General features: G+C 68.5%; 17 protein-coding genes. 9 read left to right on the plus strand and 8 right to left on the minus strand.

Annotation, left to right across the window (positions count from 1 at the left end):
- Positions 1–97: 97 nt before the first annotated feature.
- The 3 genes from QK444_RS05500 to QK444_RS05510 all read right to left on the minus strand — a co-directional run bounded on the left by QK444_RS05500 (position 98) and on the right by QK444_RS05510 (position 1,048).
- A complete protein-coding gene (locus QK444_RS05500) occupies positions 98–406 on the minus strand; it encodes a glutaredoxin domain-containing protein (RefSeq protein WP_282777712.1) in 309 nt (102 codons plus the stop codon).
- A gap of 14 nt (positions 407–420) precedes the next feature.
- Entirely contained in the window at positions 421–597 is a 177-nt protein-coding gene (locus tag QK444_RS05505) for a hypothetical protein (RefSeq protein ID WP_282777714.1), read from the minus strand.
- A 178-nt stretch (positions 598–775) separates the two neighbouring features.
- Complete coding sequence (locus QK444_RS05510) at positions 776–1,048, minus strand: hypothetical protein (RefSeq protein ID WP_282777716.1); 273 nt, start codon at positions 1,046–1,048, stop codon at positions 776–778.
- Positions 1,049–1,129: 81 nt separating this feature from the next.
- Here QK444_RS05510 and QK444_RS05515 point away from each other — a divergent pair, with 81 nt between their 5' ends.
- From QK444_RS05515 to QK444_RS05530, 4 genes are all read left to right on the plus strand, one after another.
- Entirely contained in the window at positions 1,130–1,504 is a 375-nt protein-coding gene (locus tag QK444_RS05515) for a DUF488 family protein (RefSeq protein ID WP_282777718.1), read from the plus strand.
- 352 nt (positions 1,505–1,856) lie between these two features.
- On the plus strand, positions 1,857–3,134 hold the full coding sequence (locus QK444_RS05520) for a PhoH family protein (RefSeq protein WP_282777743.1): 1,278 nt from the start codon (positions 1,857–1,859) through the stop codon (positions 3,132–3,134).
- A gap of 187 nt (positions 3,135–3,321) precedes the next feature.
- Positions 3,322–3,918, plus strand: coding sequence for an esterase (locus QK444_RS05525; RefSeq protein ID WP_282777720.1), 597 nt, complete (start codon positions 3,322–3,324; stop codon positions 3,916–3,918).
- Positions 3,919–4,270: 352 nt separating this feature from the next.
- Positions 4,271–5,140, plus strand: coding sequence for an acyl-ACP desaturase (locus tag QK444_RS05530; protein ID WP_282777722.1), 870 nt, complete (start codon positions 4,271–4,273; stop codon positions 5,138–5,140).
- 71 nt (positions 5,141–5,211) lie between these two features.
- On the opposite strand, the gene QK444_RS05535 is transcribed toward QK444_RS05530, so the two are convergent.
- A complete protein-coding gene (locus QK444_RS05535; RefSeq protein WP_282777724.1) occupies positions 5,212–8,346 on the minus strand; it encodes a BTAD domain-containing putative transcriptional regulator in 3,135 nt (1,044 codons plus the stop codon).
- Positions 8,347–8,467: 121 nt separating this feature from the next.
- Between QK444_RS05535 and QK444_RS05540 the strand changes: the two genes are divergently transcribed.
- The 4 genes from QK444_RS05540 to QK444_RS05555 all read left to right on the plus strand — a co-directional run bounded on the left by QK444_RS05540 (position 8,468) and on the right by QK444_RS05555 (position 11,521).
- On the plus strand, positions 8,468–9,040 hold the full coding sequence (locus QK444_RS05540; RefSeq protein WP_282777726.1) for an NAD(P)H-dependent oxidoreductase: 573 nt from the start codon (positions 8,468–8,470) through the stop codon (positions 9,038–9,040).
- 19 nt (positions 9,041–9,059) lie between these two features.
- Positions 9,060–10,481 (plus strand): MFS transporter, encoded by a 1,422-nt coding sequence (locus QK444_RS05545; protein WP_282777728.1) that lies wholly within the window; start codon positions 9,060–9,062, stop codon positions 10,479–10,481.
- Between the two features lie 166 nt (positions 10,482–10,647).
- Complete coding sequence (locus QK444_RS05550; protein ID WP_282777730.1) at positions 10,648–11,010, plus strand: hypothetical protein; 363 nt, start codon at positions 10,648–10,650, stop codon at positions 11,008–11,010.
- A gap of 115 nt (positions 11,011–11,125) precedes the next feature.
- Complete coding sequence (locus QK444_RS05555; protein WP_282777732.1) at positions 11,126–11,521, plus strand: RidA family protein; 396 nt, start codon at positions 11,126–11,128, stop codon at positions 11,519–11,521.
- A gap of 167 nt (positions 11,522–11,688) precedes the next feature.
- Here QK444_RS05555 and QK444_RS05560 read toward each other — a convergent pair whose 3' ends face one another.
- Both QK444_RS05560 and QK444_RS05565 read right to left on the minus strand, forming a co-directional pair.
- The gene (locus QK444_RS05560; protein WP_282777734.1) at positions 11,689–12,111 is read right to left on the minus strand and encodes a limonene-1,2-epoxide hydrolase family protein; all 423 of its coding nucleotides are present in this window, start codon (positions 12,109–12,111) and stop codon (positions 11,689–11,691) included.
- A gap of 44 nt (positions 12,112–12,155) precedes the next feature.
- Entirely contained in the window at positions 12,156–12,869 is a 714-nt protein-coding gene (locus QK444_RS05565) for a TetR/AcrR family transcriptional regulator C-terminal domain-containing protein (protein WP_282777736.1), read from the minus strand.
- A gap of 91 nt (positions 12,870–12,960) precedes the next feature.
- Here QK444_RS05565 and QK444_RS05570 point away from each other — a divergent pair, with 91 nt between their 5' ends.
- Positions 12,961–14,139 (plus strand): FAD-dependent monooxygenase, encoded by a 1,179-nt coding sequence (locus tag QK444_RS05570; protein ID WP_282777738.1) that lies wholly within the window; start codon positions 12,961–12,963, stop codon positions 14,137–14,139.
- A gap of 284 nt (positions 14,140–14,423) precedes the next feature.
- Here the strand turns inward: QK444_RS05570 and QK444_RS05575 are convergent, their stop codons facing one another.
- Both QK444_RS05575 and QK444_RS05580 read right to left on the minus strand, forming a co-directional pair.
- Positions 14,424–15,257, minus strand: a complete 834-nt coding sequence (locus QK444_RS05575; RefSeq protein ID WP_282777740.1) for a PASTA domain-containing protein — start codon at positions 15,255–15,257, stop codon at positions 14,424–14,426.
- Between the two features lie 41 nt (positions 15,258–15,298).
- Entirely contained in the window at positions 15,299–16,702 is a 1,404-nt protein-coding gene (locus QK444_RS05580) for a class II fumarate hydratase (RefSeq protein WP_282777741.1), read from the minus strand.
- Positions 16,703–16,816: the final 114 nt, after the last annotated feature.

Below are 16,816 nucleotides of genomic sequence, written 5' to 3' on the forward strand. Positions count from 1 at the left end.
GTGTGGTGCTACCGGCGGGCACGCTGGCGGCGTGGGGGCGCGTGCGTGCCGGTGGTCGAACGGTGGTGTGGCCGAGCGGATCTGGCCGCCCGTCCCGCTACCAGCTCCAGAATTTGCGCGGTCCCTCCGTGAGCGCGGGCGCTTCGTCGGCTATCGTGCGGATCAACCGCTTCGGTGACGGGTTGACCCACTGTTGTTCCCGCGCTTCGGTTTTCAGCACGACCGTCGGCACGGTCTCGTTGCCGTGGGCGACCGAGCGCACGAAGGCGGCCGCGTCCGGGTCCTTCCAGATGTCGATCTCACTGTGCACGATGCCGTGGCGGTTGAGCACCCGCCGCATCCGGGAGCAGTACGGGCAGCCCGCACGGCGGTAAACGAGCAGCTCCGGAGCGGTATCGGCGGTCATGCCCGGAGTCTAGGTCAGGGCGCGGATGCGCGCAGCCAGTCGAGCAGAGCGGTGGTGACCGCCGCGGTCCGCTTCTCCATGACGTAGTGATCCGCTCCGGCGATCCGGGTGAGGGTCGCGTTCGGCAGCCGCCGCGCCGGATCCTCGGCGATCGACCAGGGACACGGGACATCCCGGTCGCCCCACATCACGGCCGTGGGGTAGCGAACGGGGAGAGGTCGGCGAGCACCCGGCGCGGCGGCGGTCACATGGCCTCACGGTAGGACCGGCCGAGCCGGGCTGTCGAGCGCCACCGCTGGCAGCGCGGCCGAGACGGCTGATTCCGCAAGAGCTACGGCCGGAATCGTCGTGGTGTCGCGCCCGATCGGCTCAGGAATGCTTGACGAGGTAGTCCAGGTACATGGGCCGCAGCACCTCCGCGATATCGCCCTCGCCCGCGTGCACGTAGTCGTCGAGCACCGGGAGCACGTACTTGATGTCGGCTTCGCTCTCCCCGATGTTCCCGGCCGCGGCCTCGGCGGCCGGAATCGATTTCAGCAGCTCCCACAGGAATTTCACGTCACCGTGCCGGACGGCCAGCTTCACGGCGCGGTCGTGCAGTTCCTTGGAGGAGAGCTTCTCGAGATCCTGATCGTCGGCCATGGTTCGACTGTATCGGCTCCGGAATCGGAATCGGCGGCGTGGTGTATCGCGTCGGCCGCCCGGTCGTGCTGCCATACGGAGATGGCACAGCAACCGCGTTTCCAGGTCAAGCGGGTGTACGACCCGCCGGAGCCGAGTGACGGCCGTCGAATTCTGGTGGATCGGCTGTGGCCGCGCGGGATCAGCAAACAGGCGGCGGAGATCGACGAGTGGGCCAGGGAGGTGACGCCCTCGTCGGCGCTGCGGAAGTGGTTCCACGCCGACCCGTCGGGGCGGCGGGCGGAGTTCGCGCGCCGGTACCGCGCCGAGCTCGCCGACGATGCCGCGCGGGAGGTGCTGGCGCGGTTGCGACACGAGGCCGATTCGCAGCCGTTGACGCTGGTCACGGCCGTGAAAGAACCTGATCACAGCCATATTCCGATCCTGCTCGACGAATTGGGCGAATCGCCCGAATAGGGCGTCCGTTAACGGGATCTTCACCAACACGCCTGTAACTCGGTAGGCCGGAAGTCCAATTCGGCTGTAGCGTCGGGGGTGCGGGTCGCGTAGAGGTGGCCCGTACGGGAGGTCCTGGTCGTGACTGAGCAACTCAGTGCGAGGGGGCCGGCACCCGGCCCTCGGGTCTACTGACTTACAGGGCGGACCGGCCCAGCGAGAACACCCGCGCGGGGCCGCGTGGGTGACAAAGGAGCCCACCGTGACTGATGCACGCTCCGTAACCGCTCCCAGCAGGGATGCCCGCACCGCGAGCACCGGAAAGGGAGTTCGCGCCTCGCAGTCGTCCGAATCCGGACGTAAAACCTTTGTCGTGGACACCTCGGTGTTGCTGTCGGATCCTTGGGCGGTCACCCGCTTCGGTGAGCATCATGTGGTGCTGCCGATCGTGGTGATCAGCGAGCTCGAGGCCAAACGCCACCACCACGAGCTGGGCTGGTTCGCCCGCGAGGCACTGCGCATGCTGGACGATCTCCGACTCCAGCACGGACGACTCGACCAGGAGATTCCGGTCGGCGTCGACGGTGGGACCTTGCAGGTCGAGCTGAACCACACCGATCCGGAGGTGCTGCCGGTCGGGTTCCGCACCGATACCAACGACTCCCGGATTCTGGCCTGTGCGCTGAATCTGGCCGCCGAGGGTCATCGAGTCGTGCTGGTGTCCAAGGACATTCCGCTGCGCGTCAAGGCGAGCGCGGTCGGCTTGGCCGCCGACGAGTACCACGCCCAGGATGTGGTCACCTCCGGCTGGACCGGCATGGCCGAGCTGGATGTCAGTGCGGCGGTGGTGGACAAGCTCTACGCCGACTCCGTCATCGATCTGGACGAGGCCCGGGATCTGCCGTGCCACACCGGCATTCGGCTGCTCGGCACCAACGGCAGCGCCCTGGCCCGGGTGACCCCGGACAAGCGGGTGCAGTTGGTGCGCGGTGATCGCGAGGCGTTCGGTTTGCACGGCCGCTCCGCCGAACAGCGCATCGCCCTGGATCTGCTGCTCGACGAGAGCGTGGGCATCGTGTCCATGGGCGGCCGCGCCGGTACCGGAAAGTCGGCGCTGGCGCTGATGGCCGGTCTGGAGGCCGTGCTGGAGCGCCGCTCGCATCGCAAGGTCGTGGTGTTCCGGCCGCTGTACGCGGTCGGCGGCCAGGATCTCGGCTACCTGCCCGGTTCGGAGAGCGAGAAGATGGGGCCGTGGGCGCAGGCCGTCTTCGACACCCTCGAGGGTCTCGCCAGCCAGGAGGTGATGGAGGAGGTGCAGGCGCGCGGCATGCTGGAGGTGCTACCGCTCACCCACATTCGCGGTCGGTCGCTGCACGACTCCTTCGTGATCGTGGACGAGGCGCAGTCGCTGGAACGCAATGTGCTGCTCACCGTGCTCAGCCGCCTGGGCACGGGATCGCGGGTGGTGCTCACCCACGATGTGGCGCAGCGCGACAACCTCCGGGTCGGTCGGCACGACGGCGTGGCCGCCGTGATCGAGAAACTGAAGGGGCATCCGCTGTTCGCCCACATCACCCTGACCCGCAGCGAGCGTTCGCCGATCGCCGCCCTGGTCACCGAGATGCTGGAGGAGTACGGGCCGAACTCCTGATCCGGTTAACGCCGGGCGTGTGGTTTGCCTCACGGATCGACGGGTATATTCCGGCAAAGTACCTGCTAGAAGCTGATTTCGGTTGATACCGAACGGTTTGCCGAACAGCTGCCGAATGTCGATCCGAGCCGCCGGGGGTGTCGTGGGAACGCAGCACCCCCGTGCGGCCCGCAGCGGGAGGATGATCATGCACCACTTCGCTCGACGCACGGCCGGATTCATGACCGCGATCGCCCTGGTGGCGTTGCCGCTCGCCGGCTGCGCCAAGGACGACAAGGATGCCAAACCCGACACCGGGATGGCGACGACCACGGCGATGGCCACGGCCACCGAACACACCGACGGCCATTCCGACGATGCCCACGACAACGAGACCGACCGTAACGACGCCGATCGCAACGAGACCGACCGCGACGACACCCCGACAACGAAGATCCCCACCGCCGCCGGGGACATCGAGGTGTCCGGCTCGATTCTGGAGAAGTACAACGCCGTCGGCGGCGTGACGAGCCCGCTGGGCGAACCCACCGGGGAATCCCAGGACGCTCCCGGTGGCGGCACCATGCAGGCGTTCGAGGGCGGAGCCATCTACAGCAGCCCCGACACCGGCGCGCACATCGTCTGGGGCGAGATCCGGGACGCCTGGATGGCGAACGGCGGCCCCGGCGGCAAGCTCGGCTACCCGACCAGCGACGAGATGGATATCGCGGGCGGCAAGCAGAGCGATTTCACCGGCGGCACCATCACCTGGGTGGATCGGCAGATCACCGTCACAGAGAAGTAGTCCGACCACCGCGGGCTCGGCGGCTGCGCTCCGAGCCCGCGGTGTGGCGGGCTTCGTGGTGTGGCGGGCTCCGCGATCGCGGTGCGGTGGGACTGGTCGTGCGGTGGACTGGTTGTGCGGTGGGGGCAGGTGTGGGGAGCGGACACGACATGACCGCCGTGTGCTGTTCGGGGTACCGACTGGTCGGCGGGGCGCTGGAGTGTCGCGGGGCATCGCGGGCGCGTGTTCGCGTGGCTCGCGCGACACGCGCCACGGGGCGGCGACACGCGGCGCGAGGCTGGGTTTTGCGATAGCCGTTGTGAATACGGCGCGAAGATCCCCATGTTTGCCGCGCAGCCGCTAGATTGTGCCGGTGCAGAACGTGCTGTCCGACCGCGACCTCCTCGACGCACTCGCGCCGGAGGTGGAGACCAATCTGACCCGCCACATCGCCGCCGCCGCGGGGTGGCAGCCGCATGACTACGTGCCCTGGGACGACGGTCGCAATTTCGCCTTCCTCGGTGGGATCGACTGGGACCCCGAGCAATCCGAGCTCAGCGAGACCGCGAAACTGGCGCTCACGGTCAGCGTGCTCATCGCCGACAACCTGCCGTCCTACCACCGCGAACTGGGCAGGCATCTGCGTCGCGGCCCGTGGTGGCGCTGGGTCGGTCGGTGGACCGCGGAGGAGAACCGGCACGAGATCCTCATCCGCAACTACCTCATGGTCACCCGTGCGGTGGACCCGGTGGAGCTGGAGCGGATGCGCATGGAGCATATGACCCGCGGCTTCCGCCGCCCGCCCATGCACCTGCTGGACGTGCTGGCGGTCTGCGCCCTCGAGGAGACCGCGTCCGCGGTGCGGCATCGCAATACCGAGGCACTCGGCGAGAACCCCCTGGTCACCGAGATCGCCCGGCGCATCGCCGTCGACGACGAACTCCAGGCGGAATTCTTCGCCAACCTGATCGCCGCCGCCCTGGACCGCTTCCCGGACCAGACCATGCGCGCCATCGCCGACCGCATCGCCGACTTCCGGGTTCCCGAGGCCACCCTCACCGACGGCCGCAGCAGCGATGAGGTTCTCGCCGACGCGGGCATCTACGACCGCACCAAGGAACCCGAACTCGTCTACGCCCCCCTGCTGGAGCGCTGGAACGTCTTCGGTCGCACCGACCTCGGCGAATCCGGCGAACAGGCCCGCGCGGAACTCGAATCCCTGCGCCTGGTCGTCGCCCGCTAGCGAGTTCCGTCGAAGCCATCGAGTGGGTGGCCGCCCCGGCCGCCCAGCTCATGAGTTCTGTGCATCGTGGCTCATTCGGGGTGATCGGAGGCGGCGCTGATCGCCGCCACGATGCGGTCCACATCCGTACGTTCCGGTTCGGGCAGTGGTGCTCCCGCCGCATCGCGCGCCGCTGCCGCCGTGCGGAGCAGGCGGCGGGCGCGTCCGATGTGCCCGGCGAGGGCGGCGGCACCCGCGAGACCCTCGTGTGCGAGGGCTATCGCGCGGGGATCGCCGATCCGCCGGGCCACCGCCAAGCCTTCCCGATGGTAGGCGTGAGCCTGCTCGGGATCGCCGCGCAGTTCGGCGATGAATCCGAGTTCGGCGAGGCTGTGGGCGATACCGGGCGCGTAGTCGACTTCGCGATTCCAGTCCAGGGACGCTCGGGTGTGTTTCTCGGCCTCGTCGAGGCGTCCCTCGCGTCTGGCGCCGAGGCCGAGGCCGACCGCCGCGAAGATCCGGCCGGGTTCGTGACCCTGGTTCAGCGAGAGTTCGAGGGCGCGTTCGTGGAGTACTCGCGCTTGGGTCAGGTCGCCCGCGAGCAGGGCGAGCCGACCCAGTCCCGACATCATGTCGGCCGCCCGCGGCCACAGTCCGAGTTCCTCGGCCCGGTGCAGTCCGTCGCGGCGTAGACGCGTGGACTCGGCGTAGTCACCGACGATCTCGGCGTGTCGGCCGAGTAATTCATCGGCACGCAGCTGTCCCCATCGATCGCCCAGAACCGCGAAAAGACGGGCACTTTCGGTCGCGTCGCGGACCATGGCCGCCAGGTCGCCGCGCAGCATGGCGTGGTGGGCCGCGCTGCTGAGCGCGGCGGCGATACCCCACTGATCCCCGGACGTGCGGAAGCCCGCCAGAGACCGCTGAGCCAGCATGGCGCTGACCGACTGGTCGCCGCCGCCGAGCAGCACCTCGCCGAGTATCCATTCGGTGAAGGCGCGGCCCGACGGATCGCTCACCACGTCGAATCCCGCGAGTCCGGCCTCGACCAGCTCCGGTCGGTCGGACGCGGCGATGCTGAGCAGCGTGAGCGCCGATCGCCAGCCATTGGCCCGCGCCCACAGTTCGGGGGCCGCCTCCCGGCCGGTGCCGAGCGCCGCGTCGAGTTGTCGGATGCCCTCCCCGATCCGCCCGCGGAGAAACCAGTACCAGCCCAGCGCGCCGACGAGGCGCAGTGCGACGCCGGAATCACCACGCCGCACCGAATCCTCGACCACGGACCGCAGATTCGGGTACTCGATGTCGAGCACGGCCAGCCAACGCCGCTGGTCGGCGCTTCGCAGCTGTGCGTGCGCCCGCTCGGACAGCGCCGTGTAGTACTCGTTGCGGACCGTGTGCAGCGAGTCGGTCTCACCGGCCTCCGACAGTCGATCCGAGCAGTACAGTGCGACCGATTCCAGCAGTCGGTAGCGGGGACCCGCATCGGTGTCGGTCATCGCGACCAGCGAGCGATCCACCAGGCGGGCAAGCAGGTCCGCGATCCGTTCCGGGGTGAGGTCCCCACTCGCGCAGACATACTCGGCCGCCGCCAGTCCGAACCCGTCGCTGTGGACCGAGAGCCTGCGCAGCACGGCCTGCTCCGGTTCGGTCAACTGTTCCCAGCTCCAGTCGATGACCGCGCGCAGCGTCTGCTGGCGGCCTGGCCCGCTCCGGCGTCCGGCAACCAACAGCTCGAATCGATCGTCCATCCGCGCCGCCAATTCGCGGACGCCGAACGCCCGCACCCGGGCGGCGGCCAGCTCCAGGGCCAGCGGGATTCCGTCGAGTCGGCGACAGATCGTCGCGACGGCCGCGGCGTTTCCCGCGTCGATGGCGAAACCGGGGGAAGCGGCCGCCGCGCGAGCGGTGAACAGCCGGACGGCACTGAACTTCGGCAGTGCCGCCACGCCGATATCAGCGGGCGAGTACGGCAGTTCGAGCGCGGCGACCGGATAGACGGCTTCACCGGAGACCCCGAGTGGTTCCCGGCTCGTGGCCAGGATCCGCAGACCGGGCACCGACCGCAGGAGTTGCTCGGTCAGGTCGGCGACCACGGCGACCAGATGTTCGCAATTGTCGAGGACGAGCAGCACCTGTTTGCCGTTCCACGCGGTGACGAGTCGGTCGAGCGGACCGGCGGCGGTCCGAATGTCGCTGTGGATTCCGACCACCGCGTGCACGGTGTCCAGAATGGAAGTGCGGGCGACGGTGGTCGGGTTCATCCCGGCGAGCTCGACGAACCACACGCCGTCGGGGTGGTCGGTGATCAGTCCGCGCGCCGCCTCGATCGAGAGTCGAGTCTTGCCGACTCCGCCGGGTCCGACGAGGGTCACCAGGCGGTAGTCGCCGACCAGGCCATGCACCTCGTGCACCGCTTCGGCCCGACCGATCAGTTCGGTCAACTGGCCGGGCAGGTTCGTCGGCACGGTGGTCGAGCGCGGCGTGAGCGCCGGGTCCTGAGCGAGGATGGCCCGATGCACCTCGGCGATCTCGGGGCCGGGATCGATGCCGAGGTCGGCGCGCAATCGTTCCCGCAACTCGGTGAAAGCGGCGAGGGCCTCACTCTGGCGGCCGGATCCGTACAGCGCGCGCAGATACGCGGCGCACAGCCGTTCCCGCAGCGGATATTCGGCGACCAGCGGCCCCAATTCCGCTACCAGGTTGGTGTATTCGCCGAGTTCGAGCAGTGCGGCGGCCCAGGACTCCACCGCCGAGAGCCGCAGTTCCGCCAAGCGCGCCGTTTCGACAGCCGCGAATTCCGCATCGGCCACATCGGCGAAGGGGGCGCCGCGCCAGAGCCTGAGCGCGGCGGTCAATCCGTCCGCCCGCGAGCGCGCGTCCAGGCCGGTGGTGGATGCCAGCATTGCCTCGAACCGGCCCGCGTCCACCGCGTCGGCCGTGACATCGAGGCGATAGCCCCCGGACCCGGACACCACCAGGGCGCGAGCGTTCGGCTCGGCGGCGGCGAGCGCACCGCGCAGTTGCGACACCTTGACCTGTAGGGCGGCCGCGGCGTCCCGGGGAGTCCGCCGCGGCCACAGCACATCGACGAGGCGATCGGTGGACACCGAATGACCGCGGTGGACCAGGAGCACGGCGAGCACCGTTCGCAACTGCCCGGCCGGGATCGCGACCTCTACTTCCCGATCCGTCCATACCTCGAGTGGACCGAGCACACCGAACCTCATCCCCGTGACGATACGGACCGCACGGGCGTGGTCGACCGGCGTGTAGGTCGGTCGTAGGGGTCCTGTAGGCCCCGGACGTGAAGGTCGTGGGGATCGACTTCACTGTGGAAAGGCAGACGCGATGCAAGCAACCGATCCCCTGCGCGTGGCGATCATCATCGGCAGCACGCGAGCACAGCGATTCGGACCGACGGTGGCGACCTGGTTCCACGGTCACGCGAGGGCGCACGGCGGGCTCGACCTCGACCTGATCGATCTCGCCGACGTCGGTCTGTCCGATGTCCTGGACGAAACCAACGCTGCGATCGATTCCCTGGCTCCGCGCCTGGCCGGGGCAGACGCCTTCGTGATCGTCTCGCCCGAGTACAACCGCGGTTATCCCGCCCCGCTCAAGACCGCCATCGACTCCTATGTCGACGAGTGGAAGGCGAAACCGGTCGCCTTCGTCAGTTACGGCGGAGTCTCGGGGGGACTGCGCGCCGTCGAGCAATTGCGCCAGGTGTTCGGCGAACTGCACGCGATCACCATCCGCAACACCGTGAGCTTCCACTCGTGCTGGAACAGGTTCGACGACGCGGGCCGCCCGCTGGACGCCGCCGGCGCGGAAGCCGCCGCGACCGCACTGCTCCACCAACTCACCTGGTGGGCCCGTGCACTACACGACGCCCGGGCCACCCGGCCGTATGCGCACTAGTACCGGAGAAGGACAGCTCATGAGACGACCTGCGACAACCCTCGCCCTCTTGGCATTCTCCAGCCTGATCACCTCGCTGGACTTCACGATCATCTATGTCGCTCTCCCCGATATAGCCAGCGACGTCGGGTTCTCCGGCCACTCGATGCAGTGGGTGGTCAGCGCCTACGCCGTCTTCTTCGGCGGCCTGCTGCTGCTGGGCGGACGCTCCGCGGATCTGCTCGGTAAGCGGCGGATGTTCGTCCTCGGCATGGTGGTTTTCGGCGCCGCGTCGCTGCTGGGCGGCCTGGCCACCACCACGACCGCGCTGATCGTCGCCCGGGCGCTGCAGGGGGCCGGTGCGGCGCTGCTGTTCCCCGCGACCCTGTCGCTGGTCAACACCATGTTCGAGGAGGGGGCACAGCGGATTCGCGCGCTCGCGGTCTGGGCGATGGCCGGTGCTGGTGGTCTCAGCCTCGGCGCATTGCTCGGCGGCGTGCTGACCAGTGCCTTCGGGTGGCCGGCAGTGTTCTTGATCAACATCCCGCTGGTCGTCATCGGCGCGGCGGCGGCATTCGGGTTGCTGCGCCCGGATGGGCCACGCGATCGGGGCCGCGGATTCGACGTGCCCGGTGCGCTCACCGGAACCGTGGGCGTCACCCTGCTGGTATTCACCGTGGCGCAGGGGCCGGAGTCCGGGTGGACCTCGACACCTGTCCTCGGAGGTGCCGCGGCGGCGGTGGCGCTGCTGGTCGCGTTCGTGGTCATCGAAGCGCGCAGTGCCAGCCCGCTGATGCCGTTGCGGCTGGCCCGCGCGCTGGGACCGGTGCTGGCGGTCATCTTCGTGTTCGGCGCGACGGTGCAGAACATCGTCTACTTCCTCACGCTGTTCCTGCAGAACGTGTGGCGCTACAGCGCACTGGTCACCGGACTCGTGTTCCTGAGCCTGTCGCTGGTCATCGCGGTCGCGAACTTCCTCGCCGAGCGGCTCATCGTCCGGATCGGTCTCCGCGTCACCCTGGTCATCGGCTTGGTGCTCGCGGCGGCCGGCGGTGCTCTGCTCGCGGTAGGGATGGTCGCCGACGGGTCCTACCGGACGATCCTGGCCGGAATCGTGGTCTACGGCATGGGGACGGGCACGGTCTTCCCGACCATGTTCGCCGCGGCCGGTACCGGCGTTGCCGCGCAGGAACAGGGCACCGCCGGTGGGATGGCGAATACCGCGATGCAGGTCGGTATCGGCGCCGGACTCGCGATTCTCGTCGGCGTCGCGAACGCGGGCACCGCCGGGCTCGACGACGAGCCCCTGCGGATCGCGACCGGGGACGGTCTGCGCGGCACGGTCGTCATGGCCGCCGCACTCACCCTGCTCGGCCTGATCGCCGCGGCGGCGCTGCCCGGGCGTCGCGCGGTCGACCGCGAATACGCCGCGACCGAGTCCGCCCCGGTCCGGGGCGGATAGTCGCCGAAGCGGGGCCGGCACGTATCCGACCGGGGCGACCGCCGGAGCGGCGACGAATCGGGCCGCGTCGACAACCAGGACTGTGGGTGCGGCTGGATCGCACCCACCGAGCGTATTCGTCGAGTCACCGCTCGACGGATATCACCGAGAAACAGGAGGAATCATCGTGAAGAAGGCGATCATCAATGCGGCGCGATTCGCGGCCGCCGGCATGTCGGGCCTGGCCCTCACCGCGGTCATCGGTTCCGGAACGGCCCACGCGGCGCCACAGGATTGCGTGGTCGAACGGGATCTGCTCGGAGCCTCGGCGATCTGTCGGCCCGACGGCGGGAACAACTACGTGCTGCGCGTCGAGTGCGTCGGGCTGCACGCCGCCGGCCCGTTCCCGCTGTACGCCATCGGTCCCTACCACTCCCTCAGCTACCCGTTCAACCCCTCCGGCGACCGGATCACCGCGGGCTGCATGGGAGCTGGCCCCGGCATCCTCGCCGTCACGACCAACGCCTACGTAGAGATCTATCGGGGCTAGCGCGCCGGGTGGGGCCGCTGCCGCAGGTCGCGGCCCCGCCACCCGATGGCCAGGGATATCGATCGCACGTACACACATCCGCACGTACACACACATCGAGGAAAGAGACGCTGTGGTGACCGCACAACCCGCGCAGAAGATCGCTACCACCCCCGACTGGTACGCGCCGTACAAGATCTCGCAGGCCATCGAGGCGAACGGCCTCATCCACGTGTCCGGGCAGGCGGGCATAGACGAGCGGGGCCGTACCGTCTCCGACGACTTCCTGGCGCAGGGGCGGCAGGCGTTCGCCAACATCCGACGGGTGCTCGCGGCGGCCGGGGCCGGTCTGGAAGACGTGGTCAAGGTTGGCATCTTCGTCACCGATATGGCCGCCAACCTCGGCAACGTCATCGCACTGCGAGGGGAATTCCTCAGCGAGCCCTACCCGGCCGACACCTTGCTCGAGGTGTCCGCCCTCGCCCAGCCCGACTGGCAGATCGAGGTGGAGGTCACCGCCCTCGCCCGCTGATCCCGGTCCGAACTCGAGCCTGGACAGCACCGGGAGGCGCGCAGTGATTCGACCGGTGTCGGGAACTCGATCACGGCCCATCGGCAGACCGCTCCGCTGTAATGCGCTTGTGGTGCAGGCGGTTACCGAACTGCGATGGGTGGAGGTATGACCCGGCCGGTGAGCGCTCAGCGCGAGAACAGTGCCCGCGCCACTCCCACGGCGGTCCCCCGCAGGAAGTTCTCCCACGAGAAGTGGTCGTGCCACACGAAGATCCGCCCGTCGACGAATTCGAACGTCCCGCACACCCAGAAGGCCACTTCCACCGAACCCACCCGCAGGTAGTCGGTGCGCTCGGTGAGCACGACGCCGTCCTCGGTGGCCGCCACATGGTGCATATCGGCGCGGAACCCGTATCGGGGTCCCGCGAAGCGATTCAGCACCCAGCGCACGCGGTCGGCTCCGCGCACGTCCGGCAGCGAGGTGTTCTTCCAGACGATTCCGGGATGGACGAGGTCCATGGCCTCGTCGAGGGCGTTGACCTCGAGGGCGGCGAAGAATTCGCGCACCGTCGTGACGGCGTCCTGCCGCAGTTCGGGTAAGTCGGACATCTTCCGACTCTAAGCCCGGGCGCTGCCGGGCAACAGTATTCGGCTCACTTCCGCCGTGCGACCAGTGCCGCCACCCCGTCGAGAATCCGGTCGATGCCGAATCTCAGCGCGTTGTCGCGTCCGGCCTCCCCGGTCGGCCCGGCCGTCGCCGCGGCCAGCGCGGCGACCACGTGCGGGAAATCCCGACCGTGCGCGGCCAGCACCGCCGCCATCTCCCGCTGCAACCGGCCTTCCGCGTCGGCGCCGTCGCCGCCGCCGATCTGCTGGACGAGGCTGCGCACGTGCCCGATCAGCAGCACCACGGTGTCGAACTGTTCGGCGGCCGTCAACCCGGTGTCGGCGAGCGCGTGCAGCGCGGTCTCCACCCAGCTCATCTCGTGCGGACCCATGACGTGCGCGCCGACGGAGAGTTCGATGGTCCACGGATGGGTGTGCATGCGCTCGTACAGCGTTTCCGCCCACCGGCCCAGGTATTCGCGCCACGGTTCGTCGGCGTCGAGGTCCGGCGGCGCGCCCACGGCGGTATCGAGCATGAGGGCGGTGAGTTCGGACTTCCCGGGCACATAGCGGTAGAGCGCCATCTTGGCGCAGCCGAGCCGCTCACCGAGCCGCGCCATGGACAGGCTCGCGAGCCCTTCCATGTCGGCGAGGGCGATGGCCTCGGCGACGATGCGTTCCAGCGTGAGCGAGGGTTTGGGGCCGCGTTTGGGCCGCTGCCGGGTGCCCCACAGCAGTTCCGTGGTGGTGGGTGCCGCCATGGGGGCCATCCTTCCGGAAAACGGCGTTGACGTCTAACTGCGTCCGCCATACGCTTTATGGCGTCCGATGGACGCAGTTGAAGGGAACGTCATGCGCAACACTTCCGTCCTCATCTCCGGCGCGAGCATCGCCGGGCCCGCGCTCGCCTACTGGCTGCACCGCTACGGCTTCGACGTGACCGTGGTGGAGCGGGCTCCCGCGCCGCGGCCCGGCGGTCAGGCCGTCGACTTCAAGGGCGAGACCCAGTTGACCGTGCTCGCGCGCATGGGTGTGCTCGACGACCTGCGCGCCCGCCGCACCGGCACCACCGACACCCGGTTCGTCGACGCCGACGGCACCGAATTGGCGTTCATGTCGGGAGATTTCACCGGCGGCGAGCTCGAGATCCGGCGCGGTGACCTGGCGCGTGTGCTGTACGACCACAGCGCGGCGAATTGCGAATACATCTTCGGGGATCGGATCACCGGTCTGCGAGCGGATTCCGACGGTGTGCACGTCGAATTCGAGAAGGCTCCGGCTCGGGTTTTCGACCTGGTTTTCGGCGCGGACGGAATCTATTCCGGCGTACGACGATTGGCATTCGGTCCGGAGCGCGACCACGTGCGCCATCGCGGCTGGTATTACTGCATCGCCGGTGACCGACCGATCGACCTCGGCACGCCGCGAACGCGGGAAACGGCCTATGCGTACAACACCCCCGGACGGCTCGTCATCGCGGGCGGGCCGAAATCACCGCAGCTGTATATGTTCGCGTCCCCGGAACTCGACTACCCCCGGGACGACACCGCCGCACAGAAACGCATCGTCATCGACAGGTTCACCGGAATGGGTTGGCGAGTACCCGAAATGCTCCGCGAACTCGAAGCCTCCGACACCTGCTATCTGGATTCGATCAGCCGGGTGCGAATGAACAAATTCACCACCGGGCGCGTGGCGCTCGTCGGCGATGCCGCCCACGGTAATACGCTCGCCGGTTTCGGTACCGGGCTCGCGGTGGTGGGCGCCTACGTTCTCGCAGGTGAGCTCGCCGTTGCGGGCGGCGACCACACGGTGGCCTTCGCGCGCTACGACGAGGTCATGAAGCGATACCTGCGCACGGTCGACGGTGCCAACCCGGGACCCTTCCTGGCCCCGAAGACCGCGCTGGGAATTCGTTTCCGGAACCGGTTCCTGGGTTCGCGCGCCTTCGCGTGGATGGTGAAGTACGGCGACAGGGCCGCGAACGACATCGACCTGAGGGATTATCCGGAAAATATCGGTGCGAGATGACAATCGTCGCACCCCGGTGCGTGGGTATGGCGACAGACGCCACCATACCCACCGACCGAGATATTCAAATGATGATGCCCAGTGTCGCCAGGGCGGCCACGAGTCCAGCTGCGCCGAGAGCGACGAAGAAGGCAGCGAGTCCAGTCAACATTGTTCTTTCCTTTCGTGGAACATCCGCTTTATGCGGACACCCAGCTAATCGGGAGCAATGCGTGACCCGTTTCACATTTCGTCCGGCATTCGGAAAATAGGTCGCTGACCGGGCAGGTGCCGAGTCCCGTTTTTCAGCAGCTGCCCGCGCCGAATCCCACCTCGCCGGTGGTGAGAGTAATCAAAGTCCCAGCAGTCACTTTCGTACCAGCGGCGGGATCCTGTTCCGCCACCACGCATTGCCCGTCGTGCGGCCCGCGATCGGTGCCGCCCACCACCTTCGCCAGCAGTCCGGCCTCGGCGAGCAGGTTCTCCGCGCGGATCGGCCGCTCACCGCGCACATCGGGCACCGCGACCGGCGTCGCGTCCGCCCCGCCGGAGCTCTCCAGCCGACTGGATTCCTTCGAGACGAAGAACGACGCCCCGGACGACCGCTGCTCACACGTGATGCCGACCTCGCGGGACAGGCATCGCACATTCCCGATCTCCAGATAGGAGTCGTACGGCAGCGCCGCGATATCGCCCGGACCGTAGAACAATCCCTCGGTGGTGCAGGCGAACCGCGGCCCGTCCAGGCTCAGGCCGAAGGCGGGCATCGGCGGCTGCGCCCCGGATGCCTCCGCGCACGGCTGCTCGCCGTCCGGAACCGCCGCGACGCGCCCTTGGCAACCGGCCTCGACGGCCGTATCGGCGAGCGCCAGCGGTTCGTCGAAGATGGCGCAGCGGAAATTGCCGCTGGGCGTCCGGAAGTAGTACCCGGGCGTGCCGGTCGGCGTATCCGCCAGGTGGTACGCCGCCGCGTCGACGGGCTCGCCCGTACTCGGGGCGGTCGTGGTCGGTGCGGTGGTGCCCGTCGTCGGTGCGGCGGTTGTCGTCGCGGTCGGCTCCGTCGCGGTGTCGGGCTGTTCACTCGAGCAGCCGGACAGCAGGGCGGTCAGTGTCGCCGCGACCGCGACGACAACGCGCATTCTCACAAGCATCCCTTCGGGTAGGTCATACCCGCACGAGATTATTTGTCGTCGTTGACTTTTGCCATCGACAGCACGTCCAGGCGGCGGTCGAGTTCCTCGACCGTGAGCGCGTCGCCGATGAGGCCGCGGTCGATGACGGTCTGGCGGATCGTCTTGTTCTCCTTCAGCGCCTGCTTGGCGACCGCGGCGGCCTCCTCGTAGCCGATGGCGGAATTGAGCGGGGTCACGATGGAGGGGGAGGATTCGGCCAGCCGCCGCAGCCGCTCGACATCGGCGGTGAGGCCGCGCACGCACTTGTCGGCGAACAGGCGCGAGACGTTCGCGAGCAGCCGGATCGACTCCAGCACATTGCGGGCCATCATCGGAATGTAGACATTGAGTTCGAAATGGCCGTTGCCGCCGCCCCAGGCGACCGCCGCGTCATTGCCGATCACCTGCGCGGCCACCTGGGTAACCGCTTCGGGGAGAACGGGATTCACCTTGCCCGGCATGATGGACGAGCCCGGCTGGAGATCCGGCAGTTGCAGCTCGGCCAAGCCGGTGAGCGGACCCGACCCCATCCAGCGGATATCGTTGGCGATCTTGGTGAGGCTGATGGCGACGGTGCGCAGCGCACCGGATACCTCGACCAGCCCGTCCCGGGCGGCCTGGGCCTCGAAGTGGTCCTTCGCCTCCGACAGGGCGTCCAGCCCGGTCGACTTCTTCAGTTCCGCAACGACTTTCGCACCGAAATCGGCCGGGGCATTGAGGCCGGTGCCCACCGCGGTGCCGCCGATGGGCAGCTCGCCCAGACGGGGCAGAGTGGCCAGCAGGCGCTCGATTCCGGCGCTCACCTGCCGGGTGTAACCGCCGAACTCCTGCCCCAGGGTGACCGGTACGGCGTCCATCAGATGGGTGCGGCCGGACTTCACCACGTCGCGCCATTCGGCGGACTTGTCCAGCAGCGCCAGCCGCAGATGATCCAGTGCCGGAACCAGATCCTTCACCACGGCCTCGGTGGCGGCCAGATGCGTGGCGGTCGGAAAGGTGTCGTTGGACGACTGCGACATGTTCACGTCGTCGTTGGGGTGCACGGTCACACCGGCCCGGGCGGCGATGGTCGCGATCACCTCGTTGGCGTTCATATTCGAACTGGTGCCGGACCCGGTCTGAAAGACATCGATCGGGAACTGATCGTCGTGCGCGCCGTCGGCGATCTCACCGGCGGCCGCGATGATGGCATCGGCCTTGGTGGTGTCCAACAGACCCAGATCCCGGTTCACCACCGCGGTGGCGGCCTTCAGCAACCCCAGCGCCCGGATCTGCGCCCGCTCCAGCCCGCGCCCGCTGATCGGGAAGTTCTCCACCGCGCGCTGGGTCTGCGCCCGCCACAGCGCGGCGACGGGGACGCGGACCTCGCCCATGGTGTCGTGTTCGATGCGGTACTCGGTCTCCTCGCTCATGCACTCGACCCTAGGCCCGCGCGGGGAGCCGTGGGGATGCCACGCCTGAGGGGATGAGCACACCGAAGGCGGTGGCGCACTGGGAATAAGCGGGGTGTCGTCCCGCCCCCCCCC

The sequence above is a fragment of the Nocardia sp. CC201C genome, assembly GCF_030010695.1.
Taxonomy (GTDB): domain Bacteria; phylum Actinomycetota; class Actinomycetes; order Mycobacteriales; family Mycobacteriaceae; genus Nocardia; species Nocardia otitidiscaviarum.